General features: G+C 47.5%; 17 protein-coding genes. 10 read left to right on the top strand and 7 right to left on the bottom strand.

The genetic code is table 11. From position 1 onward, the window contains the following. Nucleotides 1-24: 24 nt before the first annotated feature. Nucleotides 25-1,458, bottom strand: a complete 1,434-nt coding sequence (sbcB, locus tag LG272_RS07455) for an exodeoxyribonuclease I (RefSeq protein WP_404407690.1) — start codon at nt 1,456-1,458, stop codon at nt 25-27. Nucleotides 1,459-1,724: 266 nt separating this feature from the next. Here sbcB and LG272_RS07460 point away from each other — a divergent pair, with 266 nt between their 5' ends. Genes LG272_RS07460 through hrpA form a run of 3 tightly spaced genes read left to right on the top strand, consistent with a single transcriptional unit; the run spans nt 1,725 to nt 7,030 of the window. Continuing rightward, complete coding sequence (locus LG272_RS07460; RefSeq protein ID WP_126758724.1) at nt 1,725-2,759, top strand: isoaspartyl peptidase/L-asparaginase family protein; 1,035 nt, start codon at nt 1,725-1,727, stop codon at nt 2,757-2,759. A gap of 54 nt (nt 2,760-2,813) precedes the next feature. Then, on the top strand, nt 2,814-3,233 hold the full coding sequence (locus tag LG272_RS07465) for a CBS domain-containing protein (RefSeq protein WP_126758725.1): 420 nt from the start codon (nt 2,814-2,816) through the stop codon (nt 3,231-3,233). Nucleotides 3,234-3,289: 56 nt separating this feature from the next. After that, nucleotides 3,290-7,030, top strand: a complete 3,741-nt coding sequence (gene hrpA, locus LG272_RS07470; RefSeq protein ID WP_404407693.1) for an ATP-dependent RNA helicase HrpA — start codon at nt 3,290-3,292, stop codon at nt 7,028-7,030. Here the strand turns inward: hrpA and LG272_RS07475 are convergent. The 6 genes from LG272_RS07475 to ubiG form a co-directional block, all read right to left on the bottom strand. Continuing rightward, the gene (locus tag LG272_RS07475; RefSeq protein ID WP_404407696.1) at nt 7,016-7,282 is read right to left on the bottom strand and encodes a GrxA family glutaredoxin; all 267 of its coding nucleotides are present in this window, start codon (nt 7,280-7,282) and stop codon (nt 7,016-7,018) included. The two genes, hrpA and LG272_RS07475, sit on opposite strands and share 15 nt — an antisense overlap. A gap of 104 nt (nt 7,283-7,386) precedes the next feature. After that, nucleotides 7,387-7,650, bottom strand: coding sequence for a class I ribonucleotide reductase maintenance protein YfaE (yfaE, locus tag LG272_RS07480; RefSeq protein ID WP_126758728.1), 264 nt, complete (start codon nt 7,648-7,650; stop codon nt 7,387-7,389). A gap of 7 nt (nt 7,651-7,657) precedes the next feature. Next, nucleotides 7,658-8,788, bottom strand: coding sequence for a class Ia ribonucleoside-diphosphate reductase subunit beta (gene nrdB, locus LG272_RS07485; RefSeq protein WP_126758729.1), 1,131 nt, complete (start codon nt 8,786-8,788; stop codon nt 7,658-7,660). Between the two features lie 37 nt (nt 8,789-8,825). Next, nucleotides 8,826-11,165, bottom strand: a complete 2,340-nt coding sequence (gene nrdA / locus LG272_RS07490; protein ID WP_126758730.1) for a class 1a ribonucleoside-diphosphate reductase subunit alpha — start codon at nt 11,163-11,165, stop codon at nt 8,826-8,828. Between the two features lie 378 nt (nt 11,166-11,543). After that, complete coding sequence (locus LG272_RS07495) at nt 11,544-12,218, bottom strand: HAD family hydrolase (protein ID WP_404407699.1); 675 nt, start codon at nt 12,216-12,218, stop codon at nt 11,544-11,546. Continuing rightward, nucleotides 12,197-12,907: a bifunctional 2-polyprenyl-6-hydroxyphenol methylase/3-demethylubiquinol 3-O-methyltransferase UbiG gene (gene ubiG, locus LG272_RS07500; protein WP_404407701.1), complete on the bottom strand. Its 711-nt coding sequence runs from the start codon at nt 12,905-12,907 to the stop codon at nt 12,197-12,199. The genes LG272_RS07495 and ubiG overlap by 22 nt, the downstream gene beginning before the upstream one ends. Nucleotides 12,908-13,049: 142 nt before the next feature. On the opposite strand from ubiG, the gene gyrA reads away from it, so the two are divergent. From gyrA to LG272_RS07535, 7 genes are all read left to right on the top strand, one after another. Next, nucleotides 13,050-15,704, top strand: a complete 2,655-nt coding sequence (gyrA, locus tag LG272_RS07505; RefSeq protein WP_404407703.1) for a DNA topoisomerase (ATP-hydrolyzing) subunit A — start codon at nt 13,050-13,052, stop codon at nt 15,702-15,704. Nucleotides 15,705-15,708: 4 nt separating this feature from the next. Continuing rightward, nucleotides 15,709-16,791: a 3-phosphoserine/phosphohydroxythreonine transaminase gene (gene serC, locus LG272_RS07510; RefSeq protein WP_404407705.1), complete on the top strand. Its 1,083-nt coding sequence runs from the start codon at nt 15,709-15,711 to the stop codon at nt 16,789-16,791. A 122-nt stretch (nt 16,792-16,913) separates the two neighbouring features. Further along, a complete protein-coding gene (gene hisC / locus LG272_RS07515; RefSeq protein ID WP_404407707.1) occupies nt 16,914-18,014 on the top strand; it encodes a histidinol-phosphate transaminase in 1,101 nt (366 codons plus the stop codon). A gap of 9 nt (nt 18,015-18,023) precedes the next feature. Next, nucleotides 18,024-19,331, top strand: coding sequence for a 3-phosphoshikimate 1-carboxyvinyltransferase (aroA, locus tag LG272_RS07520; RefSeq protein ID WP_126758736.1), 1,308 nt, complete (start codon nt 18,024-18,026; stop codon nt 19,329-19,331). 86 nt (nt 19,332-19,417) lie between these two features. Further along, a complete protein-coding gene (gene cmk / locus LG272_RS07525) occupies nt 19,418-20,119 on the top strand; it encodes a (d)CMP kinase (protein WP_092854813.1) in 702 nt (233 codons plus the stop codon). A 112-nt stretch (nt 20,120-20,231) separates the two neighbouring features. Continuing rightward, nucleotides 20,232-21,908: a 30S ribosomal protein S1 gene (rpsA, locus tag LG272_RS07530; protein WP_126758737.1), complete on the top strand. Its 1,677-nt coding sequence runs from the start codon at nt 20,232-20,234 to the stop codon at nt 21,906-21,908. Nucleotides 21,909-21,960: 52 nt separating this feature from the next. Continuing rightward, nucleotides 21,961-22,245 carry an integration host factor subunit beta gene (locus LG272_RS07535; protein ID WP_126758738.1) on the top strand — a complete coding sequence of 95 codons (285 nt, stop codon included), beginning with the start codon at nt 21,961-21,963 and terminating at the stop codon, nt 22,243-22,245. The last annotated feature ends 70 nt before the right edge of the window (nt 22,246-22,315 follow it).

Below are 22,315 nucleotides of genomic sequence, written 5' to 3' on the forward strand. Positions count from 1 at the left end.
CGCTATCTCGTGATTTGTTGATAATTAAAGACTTTGTACGTAGCGATACAAGTCGTTGAGTAATCGCATATGTTTGGCAGAGTCAGCATATTGACTACTTGCTTGCTCAAGTTCTTGCATGAATTGTTCGGCACTTAGGGCCCGCCCAGGTGGTTCAAGCAAGCGCTGTTGGCAAAATGCCCGCCAACGATGTAACTCGCTATCATTTAAAGTGCTTGGGAAATTACGAGCACGGTATCTGAAGAACATTTCACTGAGGCGTGCATCGGCAAAATTAAGCTCAAGACCAGCGAGTTGGTCGGGTTCGGTTGCCCGAATGATAGCCATGTTTGAGCGATCTTGATCGCTGAAGAAGTCACCGCTATACAACATCAAATCAGGGTCGGTAACGGCTTCAAACTCTCGGGCATAAGTGCACGCAGCCACAATACGTTCACGTAATTCAGGCTGAGTCATCAAATACTGCCGATTTTGTTCGAGCTGCGCTAAGTTGAGTTGCCAGCGCGACTGTGCGGATTCATCGATCACTTTCAGCGGTGCAATGAACGGACATTTATTGAGTGCGAATTGACCACCGCCAAACGGCATCAGATTGTGTTCTAGAAGCGTCGAACGCCGTGTAAATCGCCGTTCAATCATGTCATCTTCAGAAAGTGACATCAGTTCGCGTGGATCACAACGAAGATCCCAATACACCACCGTGTTGGGTTGTTCAGGATGGTAGGCAAGGGGCATAATCACACTAAGATAGCCATTTTGAGCGCCATAAAAACCGCTGACATGCGCAAGAGGTGCAAAGGTGGTGAGTTGTACTAAGTCTTTCACCGCTTGCTTACGACGCATGCTGTAGGCATAGTCAAATAATCGCGGTTGTGTTTGCTTCACTTTTTTTGCCATTTCAATGGTGGCATACACATCGGCCATGGCATCGTGGGCTTGACCGTGCTCAATGTTATTTACGCGAGTAAGATCCTCAAGGCGCATGCTTACCCGTCCGTCGTCATGATAAGGCCACTCAATGCCTTCAGGGCGCAATGCGTAACACGCACGCATCAGATCAATGAGATCCCAACGTGAATTATTATCCTGCCAAGTGTGCGCATAGGGGTCGATAAAATTACGATAAAACAAATGCCGCGTAACTTCGTCATCAAAAGCAATATTGTTGTAGCCAATAATCGTTGTATTCGGCTCGCTCATCTGTGCCGCAATTTTCTCAGCAAAGGCCGATTCATTCATCCCTTGCGCCAATGCATGTTGCGGCGTAATACCGGTAATCATAACGGCTTGTGGATGCGGCAGAAAATCAGGTGTGGGTTGGCAATAAATCGTTAACGGTCGACCAACGGGTTCAAAATCTAGGGTGGTTCGCAAACCAGCAAATTGTGCTGGTCGATCGATTTGTGGATTCGCACCCCAAGTTTCGTAGTCGTGCCAATAGAAGGTCGGCTGAGTCATTTAAGATCCGTGATGTTTTTGTTGAAATTCTTACTTTCAGATTAACTGAATGAAGTAATAAAACAAAGGCGTTATTCGGAAACAAGAGAAAAGGCGTTATTCGTTATTGGTTATTCGTTATTCGGGAAAGCTAAAAGCGGTAAAACGAAATACACGAGCGTTAGAACAACTGTATTCAAAGAACCGAACTCTGCTAGTATCGAGTAACCAATAACGAATAACGAATAACGAATAACGATTATCGATTAACGAACAACGAGGTTTTTATGAAACGTATCGCACTAATTGCCGCAATGGGTTTGTTTGGCATTACAGCCAACAATGCTTTTGCTGACGACCATGGTAAAAAAGCCGCCGATGAAACCTTTGCAATCGCTATTCATGGTGGAGCTGGCACGATTACTCGTGAAAGCATGACGCCAGAGCGTGAGCGTGCTTATAAAGCAAAATTAAATGAGGCGATTAACGCTGGGCATGCCGTATTAGCGAATGGTGGTACTAGTATGGATGCTGTGATTGCTGCGGTTCAGATTATGGAAGCGTCACCATTATTTAACGCTGGCGTTGGGGCTGTCTACAACTGGGACGGTGAACATGAACTTGATGCCTCAATCATGGATGGTAAAACGCGCGAAGCGGGAGCGGTTGCGAGCGTTAAAACAGTCAAAAGCCCGATTGCACTGGCACGCAAGGTCATGGAAGAATCGGTGCATGTCATGCTAAGTGGTGCAGGTGCCGAGCAGTTTTCGCGAGAGCAAGGCCTTGAACAAGTCGACAATAGTTACTTTAACACCGAAGCCCGTTACCAAGCGTTGCAGCGCATGAAAGAGCAAGTGGGCAACCCGCGCGATAAACAAGCTTGGGTTACCATGGACGATAACTTTAAATACGGTACGGTTGGTGCTGTGGCTCGTGACAAGCATGGAAACCTAGCGGCAGCCACCTCAACCGGCGGTATGACTGGTAAGCGCTATGGTCGTGTAGGTGATTCACCGATTATTGGCGCAGGCACGTGGGCTGATAACGAAAGTTGCGCGGTTTCTGCAACAGGGCATGGCGAATACTTTATTCGTTACCATGTCGCAGCTGACATTTGTTCGCGCATGAAATATCAGCAAGTTGATGTTGTGACCGCGGGCGATGCCGTGATTCATGATGTGTTGCTACCGCAAGGTGGTACGGGTGGTGTCATTATTGTCGATAAAGATGGCAATGTGCATATGCCATTTAATACCGAGGGTATGTACCGCGCGCAACGTATAGGTAATGCGCCAGCTGAGGTTGCCATTTATAACGATTGACTATACTGAATGCATGGTTGTTTAACTTTTTAGGTTCAACAAGAGAGGTACGCCATGCATTCATTAAAGGTCGTTGATTATATGAATCGTCATCCCGTGAGTTTTTCACCCGAGATGTCAATTGAAGCCGCCGTATCAGTGTTGCTACAAAGTAATCAGCGTGGCGGTCCGGTGGTCGATGCGCAACATAAGTTAGTGGGCTTTTTGTCTGAACAAGACTGCTTGGCGACGATGTTGCGCGATACCTATCACAATGAACAAAGTGCCACGGTCGGTGACTGTATGTATCGTGGCGATGTGGTGACGGTGGATGCGGATTCATCTATCACCGATTTGGCGCAGCAAATGACAGCCAATAAACCAAAGATGTACCCAGTGGTTGATACTGAACGCCAGTTAATAGGCGTGATCACAAGAACGGATGTATTGCGGGCAATCGATTTACATTTACGTGATGGGTACTCTCGCCGTTAACATCAAGGGCTGACGCTGGTAAACTAGCGTCAGCTTTTTTATGACTTAGGACTGACGTGCGCGCCATTCAATTTCCAGCTGACTTACCTGTCGTACAAGAAAAACAGACCATCCAAAGCGCCATTGCGAAACACCAAGTGGTGATTATTGCCGGTGAAACGGGGTCTGGTAAAACGACTCAATTACCGAAAATGCTACTTGAGATGGGCTACGGCAATGCCGAAGAAGGGCGCATGATCGGTCATACGCAGCCGCGTCGATTAGCCGCTCGCAGCGTTGCCGCGCGCATTGCACAAGAACTGCAAACCGAATTAGGTTCAGTGGTTGGCTACAAAGTACGATTTCAGGATGAAACAGCAGCGGGAACGCGGATTAAGCTAGTGACTGATGGGATGTTGCTGGCCGAGTTACAAACCGATCGTCTATTGTCTAAGTACGATGCCATTATTATTGATGAAGCGCATGAGCGCAGTCTGAATATCGATTTTCTGTTAGGCGTCTTATCGACTTTATTGCCGAAACGACCTGAGTTAAAACTGATCATTACCTCGGCTACCATTGAAACTGAACGTTTCTCGAAACATTTCAATGCGGCACCAATCATTACTGTCAGCGGACGCACTTACCCTGTAGAAATTCGTTATCGTCCGCTACAGGATGCCGATACGGATGATGATGACTTGGATGTTGTTCAGGGTGTTTGTGATGCGGTACAAGAATTACAGCGTGAAGCAGCGGGCGATGTACTCATTTTTGCTAGTGGTGAACGTGAAATTCGCGATTTTGCCGAAGCCATTGGTGAACTAAAGTTGGCAAATACTGAAGTTTTACCGTTATTTGCGCGCTTATCAGCGGCTGAGCAAAATCGTATATTTCAACCCCACACAATGCGCCGTGTGGTCATTGCAACAAACGTTGCCGAAACCTCTCTAACCGTGCCGGGTATTCGTTATGTCATTGATCCGGGTACCGCACGAATTAGTCGCTACAGTTATCGCACCAAAGTACAACGACTACCCATTGAGAAAATCTCGCAAGCTAGCGCTAATCAGCGGGCAGGGCGATGCGGCCGTGTCGCGCCTGGCGTCTGTATTCGACTGTATAGTGAGGAGGATTTTCTCGCTCGCCCTGAATACACTGACCCTGAAATACTTCGCACCAATCTTGCGGCGGTTATTCTTCAAATGACCTCGGCGAAGTTAGGGGATATTCGAAAGTTTCCATTCATTGAACGACCTGACGAACGCTACATTAACGATGGGGTTAACTTACTCCAAGAACTGCATGCCATTGCCTCGAGTGGTCGTCGGCAAAATCGTCAAAAATCACGCGGTGGTTATCAAGGTCCGCGATTAACCGCGGTTGGACGTCAGCTGGCGCAATTACCGCTGGATCCTCGATTAGCCCGCATGGTGTTGGCGGCTAACGATTATGGCTGCATGCAAGAAGTAATGGTGATTGTAGCCGCACTGAGTATTCAAGATCCGCGTGAGCGTCCGCAGCAAGGTTCGCAAAAGGCGGATGAGTTACATCAACGTTTTCACGATAAAGATTCTGACTTTATGGGCTTCCTAAAGCTCTGGGGTTACTTAACCGAATTGCAACATGAGTTGTCTAAAACGCAATTCAGAAAACGTTTGAAACAGGAGTTCCTGCACTTTCTGCGCGTACGTGAATGGCAAGATGTTTATACGCAAGTACGGCAAACGGTGCGCGGTTTAGGGTTTCGAATTAACCAAGAACCAGCTTCTTACGAAGCCGTTCATCGTGCACTGTTAACCGGTATGTTGTCGCAATTAGGGCAGAAGCAAGAAGGCCACGAGTATCTTGGTGCGCGTAACCGTAAATTTTATATTTTTCCTGGTTCTGGCTTGTTCAAGAAATCGCCCAAGTGGGTGATGGCTGCTGAGCTGGTAGAGACATCAAGGCTGTATGCCCGAATGAACGCACGTATCGAACCGGAATGGATTGAGCCGGCGGCCATGCACCTGGTGAAGCGTAATTATTTTGAGCCACATTTTTCAAAGAAGCAGGGCTCGGTTATCGCCGACGAGCAGGTCACGCTATTTGGCCTGATTATCGTGCCGCGTCGAAAGGTTCAATACGGTCCGGTGAATGCCGCTGAAGCGCGTGAAATTTTTATTCGCGAAGGCCTAGTGCAAGGCCAGTTGAATCGTGACTTACCGTTTATCGCACATAATCGGGCGTTAATTGATGATGTGCGGATGCTGGAGGAGAAATCGCGGCGTCGCGATATTCTGGTTGATGACGCAGCGTTGTTTGACGCCTATGACCGCGAGATCCCTGCTGGTATTTATAACGAGCAGCTACTCAGCGGGTGGTGGCATAAGGCAGTAAAACGACAACCGCAGTTATTACGTTTTGAGCGCGATGATTTGATGGCGCAGGATGCCTCTCATGTTACCGAGTTGGATTATCCCGAGACGTGGCAACAAGGGAACCTGCGCCTAAAGTTGCGTTACGTCTTTGATCCGAATGCCGCGGATGATGGTGTGACGGTTGAAGTGCCTCTGGCACTGCTGAATCAGCTGACAACGCATGGATTTGATTGGTTAATTCCAGCGTTGCGACATGATTTAGTCGTGGCGTGGATTAAATCGCTGCCTAAAACTTTACGACGAAACTTTGTGCCAGCACCGAACTATGCGCAAGCATTCTTGGCTGACTGCAGTGCCGAAGTTATTGCAACTACGCCATTGTTAGATGCTTTAGCGGCTAAGTTACGGCGTATGACCGGGGTCACTGTTCCGGCAGAGGCGTGGGATGCGACGCAACTGCCACAGCACTTGCGGATGAATTATGCGGTGTTAGATGAGCGCGGTGAAACCTTGCGAATGAGCCGTGACTTAGAGAGTTTGCAACAAGCCATGCAGGGGCAAGTGAAGCATGCGCTGAAACGTGCTGTGCAACGAACCGAACCGACACAGACCGCTGCAACCGAATGGGTTTTCGGTGCATTGCCAGATACCCTTGAGAGACAACAACAAGGTTATGCGATTAAAGCTTACCCAGCCCTCGTTCCCGATGGTGAAGGGGTGCGTCAAGAGTTATTTGATACGTCAGCACAAGCGCAGCAAGCGCATCGGCAGGGCTTACGCCAACTACTTCTTGCGCAGCTACCGTCGCCGGTTCGTTATTTACAGCAATCGCTGTCAAATAAAGCGAAATTGGCGATGTATTACAATCCTTGGGGGAAGGTTGATGATTTAATCAATGACTGCATTGTTGCTGCCTTGGATGAAATGATCGAGGCTAATAATGCGCGCGATGCTGAAACATTTCAGCAGCTTTATGAGGTTGCTCGTGCGGAATTAAATGAGCGCGTCACGGCCATTGCGAACTTGGTCGAGCCGTGTTTAATACAAAGCCAAACCATTCGAAAACGTTTAAAAGGCAAGGTGAGTCTGGATCAAATTCAGGCTCATGGCGATATTAAAGAACAGCTGGACCATCTTGTTTATCGTGGCTTTGTAAGCGATGTTGGTGCAGCCCGCCTAGCGGATATTGTGAGGTATTTGCAAGCTATTGAACGTCGTCTTGAAAAACTACCGGTTGATCCGAATAAAGACCGACTACACACGCTGACAGTGACTGGTCTGCAACAAGATTACCAAGCGTTGTTGGCGAAATATCAAAAGGGTCAGGAGATACCTAAGGCAGTGAAAGACATTCGTTGGATGATTGAAGAACTTCGAGTGAGTTTGTTTGCTCAAACCTTAGGCACCCGTTTCCCAATCTCTGAAAAACGGGTGCGACAAGCCTTAACTAGCGTATAAGCCAAGGTTAGCGCGCGAGTAAGCTTCAAAATCATCGCAACCGCCAATGTGCTGCTCGTCTACAAAGATCTGTGGCACGGTTAACACCGGCTTGCCGACAGTTTTTTCTAAGTCCGCCTTGCTGATGCCTTCGGCGTGCATGTCGATGTAACGGAACTCAAAGTCGTCACGGTCTTCTGCTAATTTCTCAGCAATTTTTACAGCGCGTACGCAGTATGGACAGCCAGGACGACCAAAGATCACAGTGAACATTCGCTACTCCTATTTTTAAAAAGCAATAATTACCGCGTATTTTCCTATAAACAACGATGAGATGCCAATGGGTTTCGTTGATATGGATTATCGATTTTGTCGATTTATTGATTAATTTCGAGGTCGGTTTTTGCGGTACAGCAGCAGGCGAGGCAGTCGCCAGGTCGGATAAACGCGAGTGGGTCGTTCAAATAATCGACTTCACCGCTAACAAGTTGCACTCGGCAAGCACCGCAAAAGCCATTACGGCAATGGTAATGCGGTTCTAAGCCGGCTTGTTCCATTGCTTCAAGCAGAGTTGTACCTTGTGAAGCATCAACGGTCAGCTCGTGCTGACCGTTGACTTTAACTTTAAAAAGCTGGCTCATGGGAGAATTAAAGTTCGAAGTCTCCCAAATCGGCGGCACTCACTTCGCTATCGATTTGGCCCACTAAGTAAGATGTGATTTCAGCTTCTTGTGGTGCAACTTGAACGTTGTCAGAGACAAGATATTTATTCATCCATGGTAATGGGTTACTGCGCTGTTTGAATGGTGCGTCAAAGCCAATCGCTTCCATTCGCATATTGGCAATATATTCAACATATTGGCAGAGCATTTCTTCGTTCAAACCAATCATTGAACCGTTGCGGAACAGGTAGTGTGCCCACTGCTTTTCTTGCTCAACGGCCTTCATAAAAATTGCGAGTGCTTCGTCACGAAGCTCTTCGGCAATTTCTTTCATTTCAGGGTCGTCTTTGCCGTATTGCCAGAGGTTTAGGATTTGCTGGGTTGAAACCAAGTGGAGGTTTTCGTCACGAGCAATTAAACGAATGATCTTGGAGTTACCTTCCATTAGATCACGCTCGGCAAAGGCAAACGTACAGGCAAAGCTCACGTAGAAGCGAATTGCTTCAAGCGCATTGACTGAATTGATGCACAAGAATAACTTTTTCTTGAGCTCACGCATGTTCACCGTATGCATTTCGCCATCAACTTCCCATTCACCTTCACCGTGGGTTTGCCAAAGTTGGGTGTAGAAAATTAAATCGTCGTAATATTGCGATATGTCGATAGCGCGTTTTTGAATTTCTTCGTTGATCACGATGTCTTCGAAAACTTCACTCGGGTCAGTAAAGAGATTACGCAAAATATGCGTGTACGAGCGCGAGTGAATCGTTTCAAAAAACGACCAGGTCTCAATCCAAGTTTCGAGCTCTGGAATGGATACAATTGGTAGCAACGCAATGTTCGGGCTACGGCCTTGTACCGAATCGAGCAACGTTTGATATTTCAGGTTCGAAATAAAAATGTGCTTTTCACTTTCGGTAAGTGCCTGAAAATCAACGCGGTCGCGGCTCACGTCAACTTCTTCTGGACGCCAGAAGAAGCTGATTTGTTTCTCGATGAGCTTTTCAAAAATACTGTGTTTTTGTTGGTCATAACGCGCCACGTTCACCGAATTACCAAAAAACATCGGTTCGTGTAGCGGGTTACTCTGATTTTGATTAAACGTTGAATAACTCATAATTTAGCGCACCTTAATTGTTGGCCGTTCCACGTTGTTAAATTTTGCAAGCACCGCCGGCGCAATCGTCGTCTTCTTCGACTACGGCTACGGTTGCTTGTTGGTTTTCTACTTCACGTGTTTTGGCTTCAACTTTATCGCGTAGGTCAACCTGATTGTCAGACGCACCGTCACGCGTGTTGTGGTAATACAATGTTTTCACGCCAAGTTTGTACGCATAAAGCAAGTCTTGTAGCAACTGCTTCATTGGCACTTTGCCCGCTTCAAACTTGTTCGGGTCGTAGTTTGTATTGGCTGAAATGGTTTGATCGACAAACTTCTGCATAATACCGACAAGCTCTAAATAACCTTTGTTACTTGGAATTTGCCATAGTAATTCATACGCGTGCTTCAACGTTTCGTACTCAGGTACAACTTGCTTGGTGATACCGTCTTTTGATGCTTTTACGCTGATATGTCCGCGTGGCGGCTCAATACCATTGGTCGCATTCGATATTTGCGACGACGTTTCTGATGGCATCAACGCTGATAAGGTTGAGTTACGCATGCCGTATTTCTTAACGTCTTCGCGTAAACTATCCCAATCGTAATGCAATGGCTCGCTGCACACGGCATCGAGATCTTTCTTGTAGGTATCAATTGGCATAATGCCTTTTGAGTAGGTTGTTTCATTAAACTTCGGACACGCACCCATTTCTTTCGCCAAGTTCATCGACGCTTTCATCAGATAGTACTGAATAGCCTCGAAAGTACGGTGGGTGAGGCCATTAGCTGACCCGTCAGAATAACGCACGCCATTTTTCGCTAAATAATAGGCGTAGTTGATTACACCGATACCTAAGGTACGACGCCCCATGGTGGCATTACGCGCTGCCGGCACTGGGTATTCTTGATAGTCGAGGAGGCTGTCGAGCGCGCGCACGGCTAATTCAGCCATCTCTTCCAAGTCATCCAGTGATTTGATCGCGCCTAGGTTAAAGGCGGACAGCGTGCATAGGGCAATTTCACCTTCTTCATCGTTCACGTGTGCCAACGGCTTGGTTGGCAGGGCGATTTCCAGACACAAGTTGCTCTGGCGAATCGGCGCCACTTTCGGATCAAATGGGCTGTGAGTATTGCAATGGTCGACGTTTTGCAAGTAGATGCGGCCCGTGCTCGCACGCTCTTGCATGAACAGACTGAATAATTCAATGGCTTTAATGCGCTTCTTACGAATTGACTCGTCGGCTTCGTACTGTTTGTACAAGCGCTCAAATTCATCTTGGTCAGCGAAGAAGGCATCGTATAAGCCCGGCACGTCCGACGGGCTAAACAGGGTGATGTAATCGTCTTTAATTAAGCGTTGATACATCACTCGGTTAAATTGCACGCCGTAATCGAGGTGACGAACGCGGTTTTCTTCAACACCACGGTTGTTCTTGAGTACCAAAAGACTTTCAACTTCCAAATGCCACAGCGGATAGAAAAGGGTAGCTGCGCCACCACGGACACCACCTTGAGAACAGCTTTTTACCGCTGTTTGGAAGTATTTATAGAATGGAATACAACCAGTATGGAACGCTTCGCCACCACGAATTGGGCTACCGAGTGCACGAATGCGACCGGCGTTAATACCGATACCTGCACGTTGCGACACATATTTCACGATGGCGCTTGCGGTGGCGTTAATGGAATCGAGGCTATCGCCGGCTTCAATTAATACGCACGAGCTAAATTGACGAGTCGGTGTGCGCACACCCGCCATAATTGGGGTTGGTAATGAGATTTTGAACTGCGATGTCGCGTCGTAAAATCGTTTTACGTAATCTAAGCGTGTTTCTTTTGGATAGTTAGCAAACAAGCACGCGGCAACCAATACATACAAGAATTGCGCGCTTTCGTAGATATCGCCAGTGACGCGGTTCTGAACAAGGTATTTACCTTCCAACTGTTTCACCGCCGCATAAGAGAAATTCAAATCGCGCGAATGATCAATGAAATCATTCATTTGCTCGAATTCTTCTTTGCTATAGTCGGTTAGCAGGTGCTTATCATAGCGACCTGACTCAACCATTTTCGTCACTTGATCATACAAATGAGGCGGTTCGAATTTGCCGTACGCCAACTTGCGCAAATGGAAAATAGCTAAGCGTGCAGCCATATATTGATAATCTGGTGCTTCCTCAGAAATTAAGTCGGCGGCCGCTTTGATAATGGTTTCATGAATGTCTTCAGTTTTAATGCCATCGTAAAACTGAATATGTGATTTGATTTCAACTTGTGACACTGACACGTCGTTGAGGCCTTCCGCGGCCCAGCTAATAACGCGGTGGATTTTGTCCAAATTCAGAGGTTCACGTTCGCCGCTACGCTTAGTTACGAAGAGCTGTTGATTCATGAGGCGCATCCATAGTCGTTGTTGTTATGTGTTTTTTATGTAGCCACAAGATATGGTGCGACAGGACGTCGCTCGTGCGTTTTTTACACAACATCTTGGGTTGGCTGAATGACCTGTATCCTAGCACTTATCGTACGCTGATCAAGTGAAATTACCGTTAAAAACCAGTGTAAATGAGTGGGTGAAGTAGGGGCTTTCGCTAAAACGCTTGCCAATAAAGCGACTTAGAAAAATCAAGCAGGAAAAAAATTTTTCTTATTATATTTTTGTCTTTTAAATGAGATGTTCAGATAACAAATTTATAAGGCACGTATAACAAGGCTCTTACAAGATCTTGATGGGTGAATCGATTCACCCACAAGATATAGTGTTATTTAATTAATTCGACCACAATTGAGGAAGATCAAGCGGGTGGGAAATTTTTGCATGTGCGCCCCAAGCCTGTGTGTCGTCAGTCACACTGATATAGCCATATTCTGCTAACACGGTGAACATATTGGCGCGCAGCCCGGCTTCAATATCACGCTCGGCGTCACCAACGTACCAACAATGTTGCGCTTCAATACCAAGATGAGTTGCCGCATGTAGTAATGGTGCGGGATCGGGCTTAGCCACTGGCAGTGTATCACCACTCACCACCACTTTAATTCCCGCCAGTTGCGGATAGTGTGGCACTAATTGCTGCGTGAGAGCCTGCGGCTTGTTGGTGACAATAGCTACGGCAATTTGTTGCTGGCTTAGCTGTTCCAGTAAGTTAGCTACACCATCAAATAACTGCGTGTGCACGGCAATTTGCTCGGCATAGGCGGCTAGAAACGCTTGGCGCAGTTCATCGCGACGTTGGTCAAACTCATCGCCATAGGCATAGCGCAATAGTCCAGCAGAACCATGCGACGCCAGCGGCGTATATTCTGCAGCACTAATTAATGGACGCTGCTCGGCGGCTAGCACGGTGTTTAATGCAGCGCCCAAATCGGGTGCGGTATCTAACAATGTACCATCGAGGTCAAACAACACCGCTTTTGGCGGTACTACTTTGGTTTGTGTAGACATACGATGTAATTCACATCCACATTCGAATCATCAAGGAAAAAACCGCGCCAAGGTAAATAATGCATACCAGTCATGGCTTGCGCTTCCAATCCGGCGGCATCGGTCATACGGAGCAATTCAGCGGGCTGAATAAATTTTTGGTGTTGATGCGTGCCTTTTGGCACCCAACCCAATACATATTCCGCCGCAACAATACCTAATAACCAAGATTTCACGTTTCGGTTCAACGTTGAAAAAAATACGTAACCGCCTGGCTTCACCGCATCAGCCGCTGCCTTCACGATAGCACTCGGGTCGGGTACGTGTTCGAGCATTTCTAAACAGGTAACCACGTCAAATTGTTCGGCGTGTTCGCTGGCAAAGTGCTCGGCAGGAACACATTGGTAGTCAATCTGCAACTGACTTTCGAGGGCATGCAAACGCGCAACTTGTAACGACTGCTCCGCCATATCAATACCGGTGACGGTTGCCCCAGCTTTCGCTAACCCTTCAGCTAATAAGCCTCCACCGCAGCCAATATCAAGAACGCGTTGACCAAAAACACCATCACAGTGGCGCAAAATATAATCAAGGCGCAACGGGTTAATCAGGTGTAATGGTTTGAATTCGCCTTCTGGGTCCCACCAACGGGAGGCGATGGCACTAAATTTTTCAATTTCTGCTGGATCTACGTTCGAATTTGCGGTCATAGGGCTTCTGCTACGGCTTAAAAGTCGGTACAGTGTACTCAACCTACAGGGATAAAAAAAGATGCGATAGCAGCTCGCTACGGGTACAATGCGCTATCGTACGAATTATAAGAAAGACAGAGCGTTTAGGGATATAACTACTATGAGTGATCTCGCCAGAGAAGTCGTTCCGGTCAATATTGAAGATGAACTGAAAAGTTCATACCTCGATTACGCGATGAGTGTAATTGTAGGTCGGGCATTGCCGGATGTACGTGATGGTCTCAAGCCAGTTCACCGTCGCGTGTTATTCGCGATGAATGAACTACGCAATGATTTCAACAAGCCATACAAAAAGTCAGCCCGTATTGTTGGTGACGTGATTGGTAAATATCACCCGCATGGTGATAGTGCCGTATATGACACCATTGTTCGTATGGCGCAGCCATTCTCGCTGCGGTATATGCTGGTTGATGGCCAGGGTAACTTTGGTTCGGTTGACGGTGACTCCGCAGCAGCCATGCGTTATACCGAAATCAGAATGGCAAAAATAGCCAGCGAATTACTCTCCGATCTCGACAAAGAAACCGTCGACTTTGTGCCGAACTACGATGGCACGGAACAAATTCCTGAAGTATTACCAACTCGCGTACCGAACCTTCTGGTTAACGGCTCATCAGGTATTGCGGTGGGTATGGCAACCAATATTCCGCCACACAACTTAACTGAAGTTGTGAATGGTTGCTTGGCAATGATTGATAATCCGGATATTCAAATTGATGAATTGATGGAATATATCCCAGGACCAGACTTTCCAACTGCGGCAAGTATTTCTGGCCGTGCCGGTATTATTGAAGCTTATAAAACCGGTCGTGGTCGTATTCACTTGCGCGCAAAAGCGGAAATTGAAACCGATAGTAATGGTCGCGAAGCGATTATTGTTACGGAAATTCCATATCAGGTGAACAAAGCGAAGCTGATTGAGAAAATCGCTGAGCTGGTGAAAGAAAAGCGCCTTGAAGGTATCAGTGGTTTGCGCGATGAGTCAGATAAAGACGGCATGCGCATTGTTATTGAACTGAAACGTGGTGAAGTTTCTGAAGTTATCTTGAACCACTTATATGCCAACACGCAAATGCAAGTGGTGTTCGGTATTAACATGGTGGCACTGGATAAAAACCAGCCGCGCTTGTTTAACCTTCGCGATATGTTGGAATGCTTTATTCTACACCGTCGTGAAGTGGTGACACGTCGCTCGGTGTATGAATTACGCAAAGCGCGTGAACGTGCTCATATCTTAGAAGGTTTAGCGATTGCGCTTGCCAATATCGATGAAGTGATTGAATTGATTCGTCGCTCGCAAACCGCAGCTGATGCGAAAGCTGGCTTAACCAGCCGTGCATGGCAATTGGGCGATGTAGCGGCCATGCTAGAGCGCGCTGGTGTTGATGCGGCGCGTCCTGATCATTTGAGCGCTGAATTTGGTATTCGTGACGGTCAGTACTATCTGACTGAAGAACAGGCCCAAGCCATTCTTGATTTGCGTTTGCACAAGTTAACTGGTCTTGAACACGAAAAGATTCTTGAAGAATACAAGAACCTGTTACAACAAATTGAAGAATTGCTGCACATCTTGAATAGCGCTGAGCGTTTGATGGAAGTGATTCGTGAAGAGCTAGAAAAAGTGAAGGCGGAATACGGCGATGCACGTCGTACCGAAATCACTGCGGCGGCGCACGATATCAGCATGGAAGATTTGATAAATGAAGAAGACGTGGTGGTGACGTTGTCGCACCATGGTTATGTGAAGTATCAGCCGTTAACGGAATATGAAGCACAGCGTCGTGGTGGCAAAGGTAAATCAGCTACCAAGATGAAAGATGAAGACTTCATTGAACGATTATGGGTAGCCAATACGCACGATACAATTTTGTGCTTCTCGACTCGCGGCCGAATTTATTGGATGAAGGTTTACAATTTACCGCTGGCCACACGCACTGCACGTGGTCGACCGATTGTGAATCTGTTGCCACTGGAAGAGGGTGAGCGAATCACTGCAATCTTGCCAACCCGCGACTACCCAGAAGATAAATATATTGTCATGGCAACCCGTAAGGGCACCGTGAAGAAAACGCCAATGGAAGCCTACTCACGTCCGCGTAGCGGCGGGATCATTGCTCTGAACCTCAATGATGGTGATGAATTGATTGGTGTTGACGTGACCACGGCTGGCGATGAGATCATGTTGTTCTCTGACGGCGGCAAAGTGGTGCGCTTTAGCGAAGATCAAGTGCGTTCAATGGGACGTACCGCTACCGGTGTGCGCGGAATTCGCCTTGGTGAAGGTCAGAGTGTCGTATCACTCATTGTGCCGAGAACCATCGAAGAAGAAGTGCCGTGTATTCTTACAGTAACCGAAAATGGTTACGGTAAACGCACACCAATTACTGATTACCCAGCGAAGAGTCGCGCAACCAAAGGTGTGGTTTCAATTAAAGTCAGTGAGCGCAACGGTCAAGTGGTTGGCGCCATGGAAGTGGTTGAAGCGAACCAAATCATGCTGATTAGTAACAAAGGTACACTGGTACGTACCCGCGTTAGCGAAGTGTCGATTGTTGGGCGTAACACCCAAGGTGTGCGCTTGATTCGTACCGGTGCCGATGAACAAGTTGTTGGCATGCAGCGTATTGATGAAGTTGACGAAGATGACGAAACTGATGCGCTGTTGAACGAGCCGGTAGAAGGTGAGGACACCAGCGAGCCGTTAGATGACGATGCGGATGATGACGCAGCGGTTGACGATGTAAGTGAGGATTAATTGCATGAGTGCCCCGTTTAACTTTTCTGCGGGGCCGGCAATGCTGCCGGCAGAGGTCATGAAACAAGCCCAGGAAGAGTTCCTAGATTGGAACAACCTGGGTATTTCAGTGATGGAGATTAGTCATCGCGATCCGATTTTTATTCGGATGGCCGAGCAAGCTGAGCAAGACTTGCGCGATTTGATGGCAATTCCGAATAACTATCAGGTGCTGTTTATGCACGGTGGTGGCCGTGGTCAGTTTAGCGCGGTGCCGCAAAATATTGCGGGACCAAATGCTACTGTCGATTACCTGAATTGCGGTATTTGGTCTGACTTTGCTATTCGCGAAGCGCAAAAATACGTACAACATGTGAATGTTGTCGGCGCTTCCGTGCAAACGGAGCAGGGCAAAGCATTAGCACCGCGCGAAAGCTGGCAACTGTCAGACAATGCGGCTTACTTCCATTATTGCCCAAATGAAACGGTGGATGGCATTGCGCTACATGACATTCCTGATGTGAATGCACCAATCGTCGCCGATATGTCATCTAACATTCTGTCTGAGCCACTCGACGTTAGCCGTTTTGGTGTCATTTACGCTGGCGCACAAAAGAATATTGGTCCGTCTGGATTCGCCATTGCGATAGTCCGTGATGATTTGCTTGGCCACGCCCAAGGCAATACATCGACGATTATGGATTACACCGTTCAGGCCAAAGAACGCTCGATGTATAACACCCCGAATACCTTTGCTTGGTATTTGTCTGCGCTGGTTTTCCAATGGCTCAAACGCCAAGGCGGTGTCGAGGCCATGGGGCAGTTAAACCACGCGAAAGCGAATAAACTGTATCAATATATTGACAGCTCTGACTTCTATAGTAATCCAGTTCACCCTAACTATCGCTCCATTATGAACGTACCATTCTTGCTGGCTGACGAACGCCTCGACGGTGATTTCTTAAAGCAAGCGGAACAAGCTGGGCTGTTGGGGCTAAAAGGGCACCGTTTTGTCGGTGGCATGCGTGCAAGTATTTACAATGCGATGCCGATGGCTGGGGTGGATGCGTTAGTTGAGTTTATGCGCGAATTCGAGCGCAAAGCCTAAAAAACAACAAGGGCGATATTAGCTATTAGATATTCGATATTGGAACTTCGATGTTCGATATCAACGATGTCATTTAGCTAATATCCAATATCTAATAACTAATATCGAATTTGAACTTAATCATGACTGAATTTAATGCCAAAGAATTAGCGAATCCTGGGGTTCGTAACTTAAGCCCTTATCAGGCGGGCAAGCCCATTGAAGAAGTGGAGCGCGAGCTTGGAATTAAGAATATTGTGAAGTTAGCTTCGAACGAGAACCCGCTGGGGCTGAGCGCGAAGGTAAAAGCGGCGTTGCAAGATACTTTGAATGGATTGGCGCGTTATCCCGATGCCAACGGCTTTTACTTGAAAAGTAAATTAGCGACCAAGTTTGGCGTTAATGCCAATCAAATTACCTTGGGTAATGGATCGAATGATGTGCTTGAGTTATTAGCTCGCACGTTTGTAAATGCCAGCCATGAGGTGATTTTTGCGCAGCACGCGTTTGTGGTGTATCCGCTGGTAACACAGGCCATTGGTGCAACAGGCGTAGCCGTTCCAGCGAAAGATTATGGGCATGATTTGCCAGCGATGCTGAAGGCGATTACACCAAAGACGCGGATGATTTTTATTGCTAACCCGAATAACCCAACTGGCACGTTTTTAAGCACCGAGTCATTGGCGGAGTTTATTGCTCAAGTACCAAGTAATGTTTTGGTGGTTCTCGATGAAGCCTACTACGAGTACGTGGACGAAGCCGAACGCGCGCCGTCGGTCGAGTGGGTCGCAAAATATCCGAATTTGATTGTTAGTCGTACTTTCTCAAAAGCTTACGGTTTAGCTGGTTTGCGCGCAGGATATGCGATTTCGCATCCGGACATTGCCGACTTGATGAACCGTATTCGCCAGCCTTTTAATATGAATAGCTTAAGTTTACGCGCGGCAGAAGTGGTGCTCGATGATGACAAGTACCTAGCGGAATCCATTCGCGTGAACAAAGAAGGCATGCAGCAGCTCGTAGCGTTTTGCGAGGAAAATGGTTTGAACTATATTCCTTCGCACGGCAACTTCTTGACCATTGAAGTTGGCTCGGAAGCTGGTGACATGTATCAAAAGTTACTTCGAGCTGGTGTTATTGTGCGTCCGGTGGCCGGCTATCAGTTGCCGAATCATTTGCGTGTTAGTATTGGCTTGCCGAGTGAAAACCAAGCCTTCATTGATGCAATGAAAACCATTTTATAGCGCAGTCATATGACCTCAGGCTCCCCATCAATAACACTTAAGAACCTCCAGCAGTGTCATGGCGATGTGACACTGCCCGGCTCGAAAAGTATCGCTAATCGTGCGTTATTGATGGCGGCACTGTGTGCCAATGGGCAAGAGACTAACTTGACCAATGTGCTGCGAAGCGACGACACCGAACGCATGCTCGAAGCTCTAATCGAACTTGGCGTTGAAATTGACGTTGCGGACGAGGCCAGCACAACAATTAAAGTAACCGGTTGTGGTGGCCGCTGGCCAAAGCAACCGAAAGCACTCGATTTAGGGAATGCTGGCACGGCGATGCGGCCATTATTGGCTGTGTTAAGTGCGACGTTACACAAGCATGACTGCATTTTAACCGGCGATGCGCGGATGCAAGAACGCCCAGTACAAGCGTTAGTCGACGCCTTGCGCGCCGGTGGTGCTGAACTCACTTGTTTGCAGCATGAAGGGTATCCACCAATTGAGGTGAAAGGCGGTCTTCAAGGCGGCCTGCTGACTATTGATGGCAGCGCCTCAAGCCAATACATTTCAGCCATGCTCATGGCATTACCGTTACTCCAACAAGATAGCGTACTCCAGCTTACCGGAACGGTCGTATCTTGGCCTTATATTGAACTGACGCTGGCTATGCTCAAGCGTTTTGGTATTGAGGTACATCGTATTTGTCGTCAAGAATTCTTGATACCAGGGCAACAAACTTACCAAAGCCCGGGCAAATATTGGGTTGAGGGGGATGCGAGCGCTGCGTCTTACTGGCTCGCTGCTGCAGCAATTGGTGGTGGCCCGTTAACGGTGCATGGCGTGGGTAGCGAGAGCATTCAAGGCGATGTAAAATTTGCCGATTATTTAGCGGAAATGGGTGCAGATGTGCAGGTTGCGCCGCATTCAATTACCGTGTCGCGTGGCGAATTACGCGCATTGGATGCCGATTTAAATGCGATTCCAGATGCTGCGATGACGTTTGCCACATTGGCACTGTTCGCTAAAGGCACAACTCACATTCGGAATATAGCTAACTGGCGTATAAAAGAAACTGACCGGCTCGAAGCGATGGCCACCGAATTACGTAAAGTGGGTGCCCACGTCGTGGAAACCGAAGACGCTATTTCGGTCACACCACCTGACGCCATCAAGCATGCTGACATTGCGACTTACAACGATCATCGCATGGCAATGTGTTTTGCATTATTAGGATTTAGCGAAGCAGGTGTGACAATTTCTGACCCGCAATGCTGTTCAAAAACCTACCCAAAATTCTTCGATGAATTTCGTGCGATCACGCAATCTTCATAGAGATATCACGGAACGTTCACCAATTTAGGGTGCAATTTTCTGCCAGATCCGTATAATTGCCGCGCTTTTATTTGGTAGAGGATCGCATGACCAAAAACACACCTGTTATCACTATTGATGGCCCAAGCGGATCAGGTAAAGGAACCGTCAGTCGAATTCTAGCTGATCAACTCGGTTGGCACTTACTCGACAGCGGCGCAATTTATCGCGTACTCGCGCTCGCAGCATTGCATCATGGATTTGCAGCTGACGACGAAGAGAGCTTGGTGGCGCTAGCTGGTTCTTTGGATGTGAAGTTTGATGTCGAAGAAGATCCGGAACTCACCCATATTATTTTAGAGGGCGAAGATGTCACCATGACCATTCGCACTCAAGACGTGGCGAATATGGCTTCTAAGGTTGCCGCATTACCACGAGTTCGCGAAGCGTTATTGCGCCGCCAACGTGCCTTTAAAGAGCTGCCAGGCTTGGTTGCTGATGGGCGTGATATGGGTACAGTTGTATTCCCTGACGCTGCGGCGAAGATATTTTTGACTGCAAGCCCCGAAGAGCGCGCACGTCGTCGCTTTGAGCAATTGCAGGAAAAGGGAATCGATGCTAAAATCGACCAATTAATCACCGAAATTCGCGAACGTGATGATCGGGACACGAACCGCTCGGTTGCGCCACTACGTGCTGCTGAGGGTTCGTTATTTATAGATTCAACGAATTTGAGCATCACTGAAGTGGTTGATCAAATTCTGCAGTTTGCTCATGGCAAATTGACTCAATCTGAGACGGGTAGCTAATCGAGCTATCAGCTTAGGGGTCTGTAGCAAGGAAAGCCATCAGATCAATTTTAACAACCCCGCCATTCGGGAGTGCTTGGTGGAAGTACTTAACTAAAAGTAGTTAACACATATGTCAGAAAATTTTGCACAACTGTTTGAAGAAAGCCTCAAAGAGGTCGAAACTCGCCCAGGTTCTATCGTTAAAGGCACCATCGTAGCTATCAACCGTGACGTTGTTCTTGTTGACGCCGGTCTGAAATCTGAAAGTGCTATCCCAGTTGAACAATTCCGTAACGCTGAAGGCGTTGTTGAAGTTCAAGTTGGCGACGAAATCGACGTTGCCCTGGACGCCGTTGAAGACGGATTTGGTGAAACTATCCTGTCTCGCGAGAAAGCGAAGCGCTACGAAGCTTGGTTGCAGCTTGAGAAAGCATACGAAGACCAAGAAACTGTTACTGGCTTAATCAGCGGTAAAGTTAAAGGCGGCTTCACAGTTGATTTGGGTGGCGTACGCGCGTTCTTGCCAGGTTCATTGGTAGACGTTCGTCCGGTTCGTGAAACCACGCACCTCGAAAACAAAGAATTAGAGTTCAAAGTTATCAAGCTTGACCAGAAGCGCAACAACGTTGTTGTTTCACGTCGTGCAGTGATTGAAACTGAGAACAGTGCAGAGCGCGATGAGTTGCTTGAGAACCTACAAGAAGGCCAAGAAGTTAAAGGTATCGTTAAGAACCTTACTGATTACGGTGCATTCGTAGACTTGGGCGGCGTTGACGGCTTGTTGCACATCACCGACATGGCTTGGAAACGCGTTAAGCACCCAAGCGAAGTTGTGAACGTTGGCGACGAAATCAACGTGAAAGTATTGAAGTTTGACCGTGACCGTACTCGCGTATCATTGGGTCTGAAGCAGTTAGGTGCTGATCCATGGGCTGATATCGCAGCACGTTACCCAGAAGGTCACCGTTTGACTGGTCGCGTAACCAACTTAACTGACTACGGTTGCTTCGTTGAAATCGAAGAAGGCGTTGAAGGTTTGGTTCACGTTTCAGAAATGGATTGGACCAACAAGAACGTACATCCATCTAAAGTTGTTAACTTGGATGACGTTGTTGAAGTTATGGTTCTTGAAATCGACGAAGAACGTCGTCGTATTTCACTTGGCCTGAAACAGTGTAAAGCTAACCCGTGGGAAGAGTTCGCGAAGAACTTCAACAAGGGCGACAAAGTGTCTGGTAAGATCAAGTCAATCACTGACTTCGGTATCTTCATCGGTCTTGATGGCGGCATCGACGGTTTGGTTCACTTGTCAGACATTAGCTGGAACGCAACTGGTGAAGAAGCGGTTCGCGACTTCAAGAAAGGCGAAGAAGTTACTGCTGTTGTATTACAAGTTGACGCTGAGCGTGAGCGCATTTCTTTGGGTATTAAGCAACTTGAAGAAGATCCGTTTAACAATTACCTAGCAGCTAACAAAAAAGGTGCTATTGTTAAAGGTAAGGTCATCGAAGTTGATGCCAAAGGCGCTAAAGTTGAGCTAGCTGACAGCGTTGAAGGTTACGTTCGCGTAGCTGACATTTCACGTGACCGCGTTGAAGATGCGACCACTGAATTGAAAGTAGGCGACGAAGTTGAAGCTCGTTTCATGGGCGTAGACCGTAAAAACCGTACCTTGAGCCTGTCAATTCGCGCGAAAGACGAAGTTGAAGAGAAAGAAGCTCTTGAGTCTGTGAACAAACAGCAAGACGAAGCTGATTTCACAAACGCAATGGCTGAAGCCTTCAAAGCGGCTAAGAGCGACGACTAAAATTAGCTGAACGTGGGCTTGATGCATTGACGCATTAGTAGAGGAGCATGTGATGACAAAATCGGAACTGATTTCCCAGTTAACGAAGTTGTACCCAGAGCTATCTCCGCGTCAGGTTGAAGATGCGGTTAAAGAACTTATCGAGCAGATGGCACAGTATATGGCCTCTGGTGGGCGTATCGAGATACGTGGATTCGGTAGTTTTTCACTGCATTATCGAGCCCCACGTGAAGGGCGAAATCCGAAAACCGGTGAAAAAGTGCAATTAGACGCGAAATACGTTCCGCACTTTAAACCGGGTAAAGAACTGCGAGAGCGGGTCGATAACATCGGATAATTTAACGTCGAGTTAACGAAAACGGCATGCTATAGTAAGCATGCCGTTTTTTTATATGCGCGAGACAGGA

It is taken from the genome of Pseudidiomarina marina, assembly GCF_044807045.1.
GTDB classification, from domain to species: Bacteria; Pseudomonadota; Gammaproteobacteria; order Enterobacterales; family Alteromonadaceae; genus Pseudidiomarina; species Pseudidiomarina marina.

What these genes read in the sequence shown, in the direction of transcription:
- LG272_RS07465 (WP_126758725.1), top strand. Translation starts at nt 2,814, where the DNA reads ATGCATTCATTAAAGGTCGTTGATTATATGAATCGTCATCCCGTGAGT.
- cmk (WP_092854813.1), top strand. Translation starts at nt 19,418, where the DNA reads ATGACCAAAAACACACCTGTTATCACTATTGATGGCCCAAGCGGATCA.
- serC (WP_404407705.1), top strand. Translation starts at nt 15,709, where the DNA reads ATGAGTGCCCCGTTTAACTTTTCTGCGGGGCCGGCAATGCTGCCGGCA.
- LG272_RS07475 (WP_404407696.1), bottom strand. Translation starts at nt 7,282, where the DNA reads ATGTTCACTGTGATCTTTGGTCGTCCTGGCTGTCCATACTGCGTACGC.
- gyrA (WP_404407703.1), top strand. Translation starts at nt 13,050, where the DNA reads ATGAGTGATCTCGCCAGAGAAGTCGTTCCGGTCAATATTGAAGATGAA.
- LG272_RS07495 (WP_404407699.1), bottom strand. Translation starts at nt 12,218, where the DNA reads ATGTCTACACAAACCAAAGTAGTACCGCCAAAAGCGGTGTTGTTTGAC.
- ubiG (WP_404407701.1), bottom strand. Translation starts at nt 12,907, where the DNA reads ATGACCGCAAATTCGAACGTAGATCCAGCAGAAATTGAAAAATTTAGT.
- yfaE (WP_126758728.1), bottom strand. Translation starts at nt 7,650, where the DNA reads ATGAGCCAGCTTTTTAAAGTTAAAGTCAACGGTCAGCACGAGCTGACC.
- aroA (WP_126758736.1), top strand. Translation starts at nt 18,024, where the DNA reads ATGACCTCAGGCTCCCCATCAATAACACTTAAGAACCTCCAGCAGTGT.
- nrdA (WP_126758730.1), bottom strand. Translation starts at nt 11,165, where the DNA reads ATGAATCAACAGCTCTTCGTAACTAAGCGTAGCGGCGAACGTGAACCT.
- rpsA (WP_126758737.1), top strand. Translation starts at nt 20,232, where the DNA reads ATGTCAGAAAATTTTGCACAACTGTTTGAAGAAAGCCTCAAAGAGGTC.
- LG272_RS07535 (WP_126758738.1), top strand. Translation starts at nt 21,961, where the DNA reads ATGACAAAATCGGAACTGATTTCCCAGTTAACGAAGTTGTACCCAGAG.
- sbcB (WP_404407690.1), bottom strand. Translation starts at nt 1,458, where the DNA reads ATGACTCAGCCGACCTTCTATTGGCACGACTACGAAACTTGGGGTGCG.
- hisC (WP_404407707.1), top strand. Translation starts at nt 16,914, where the DNA reads ATGACTGAATTTAATGCCAAAGAATTAGCGAATCCTGGGGTTCGTAAC.
- nrdB (WP_126758729.1), bottom strand. Translation starts at nt 8,788, where the DNA reads ATGAGTTATTCAACGTTTAATCAAAATCAGAGTAACCCGCTACACGAA.
- LG272_RS07460 (WP_126758724.1), top strand. Translation starts at nt 1,725, where the DNA reads ATGAAACGTATCGCACTAATTGCCGCAATGGGTTTGTTTGGCATTACA.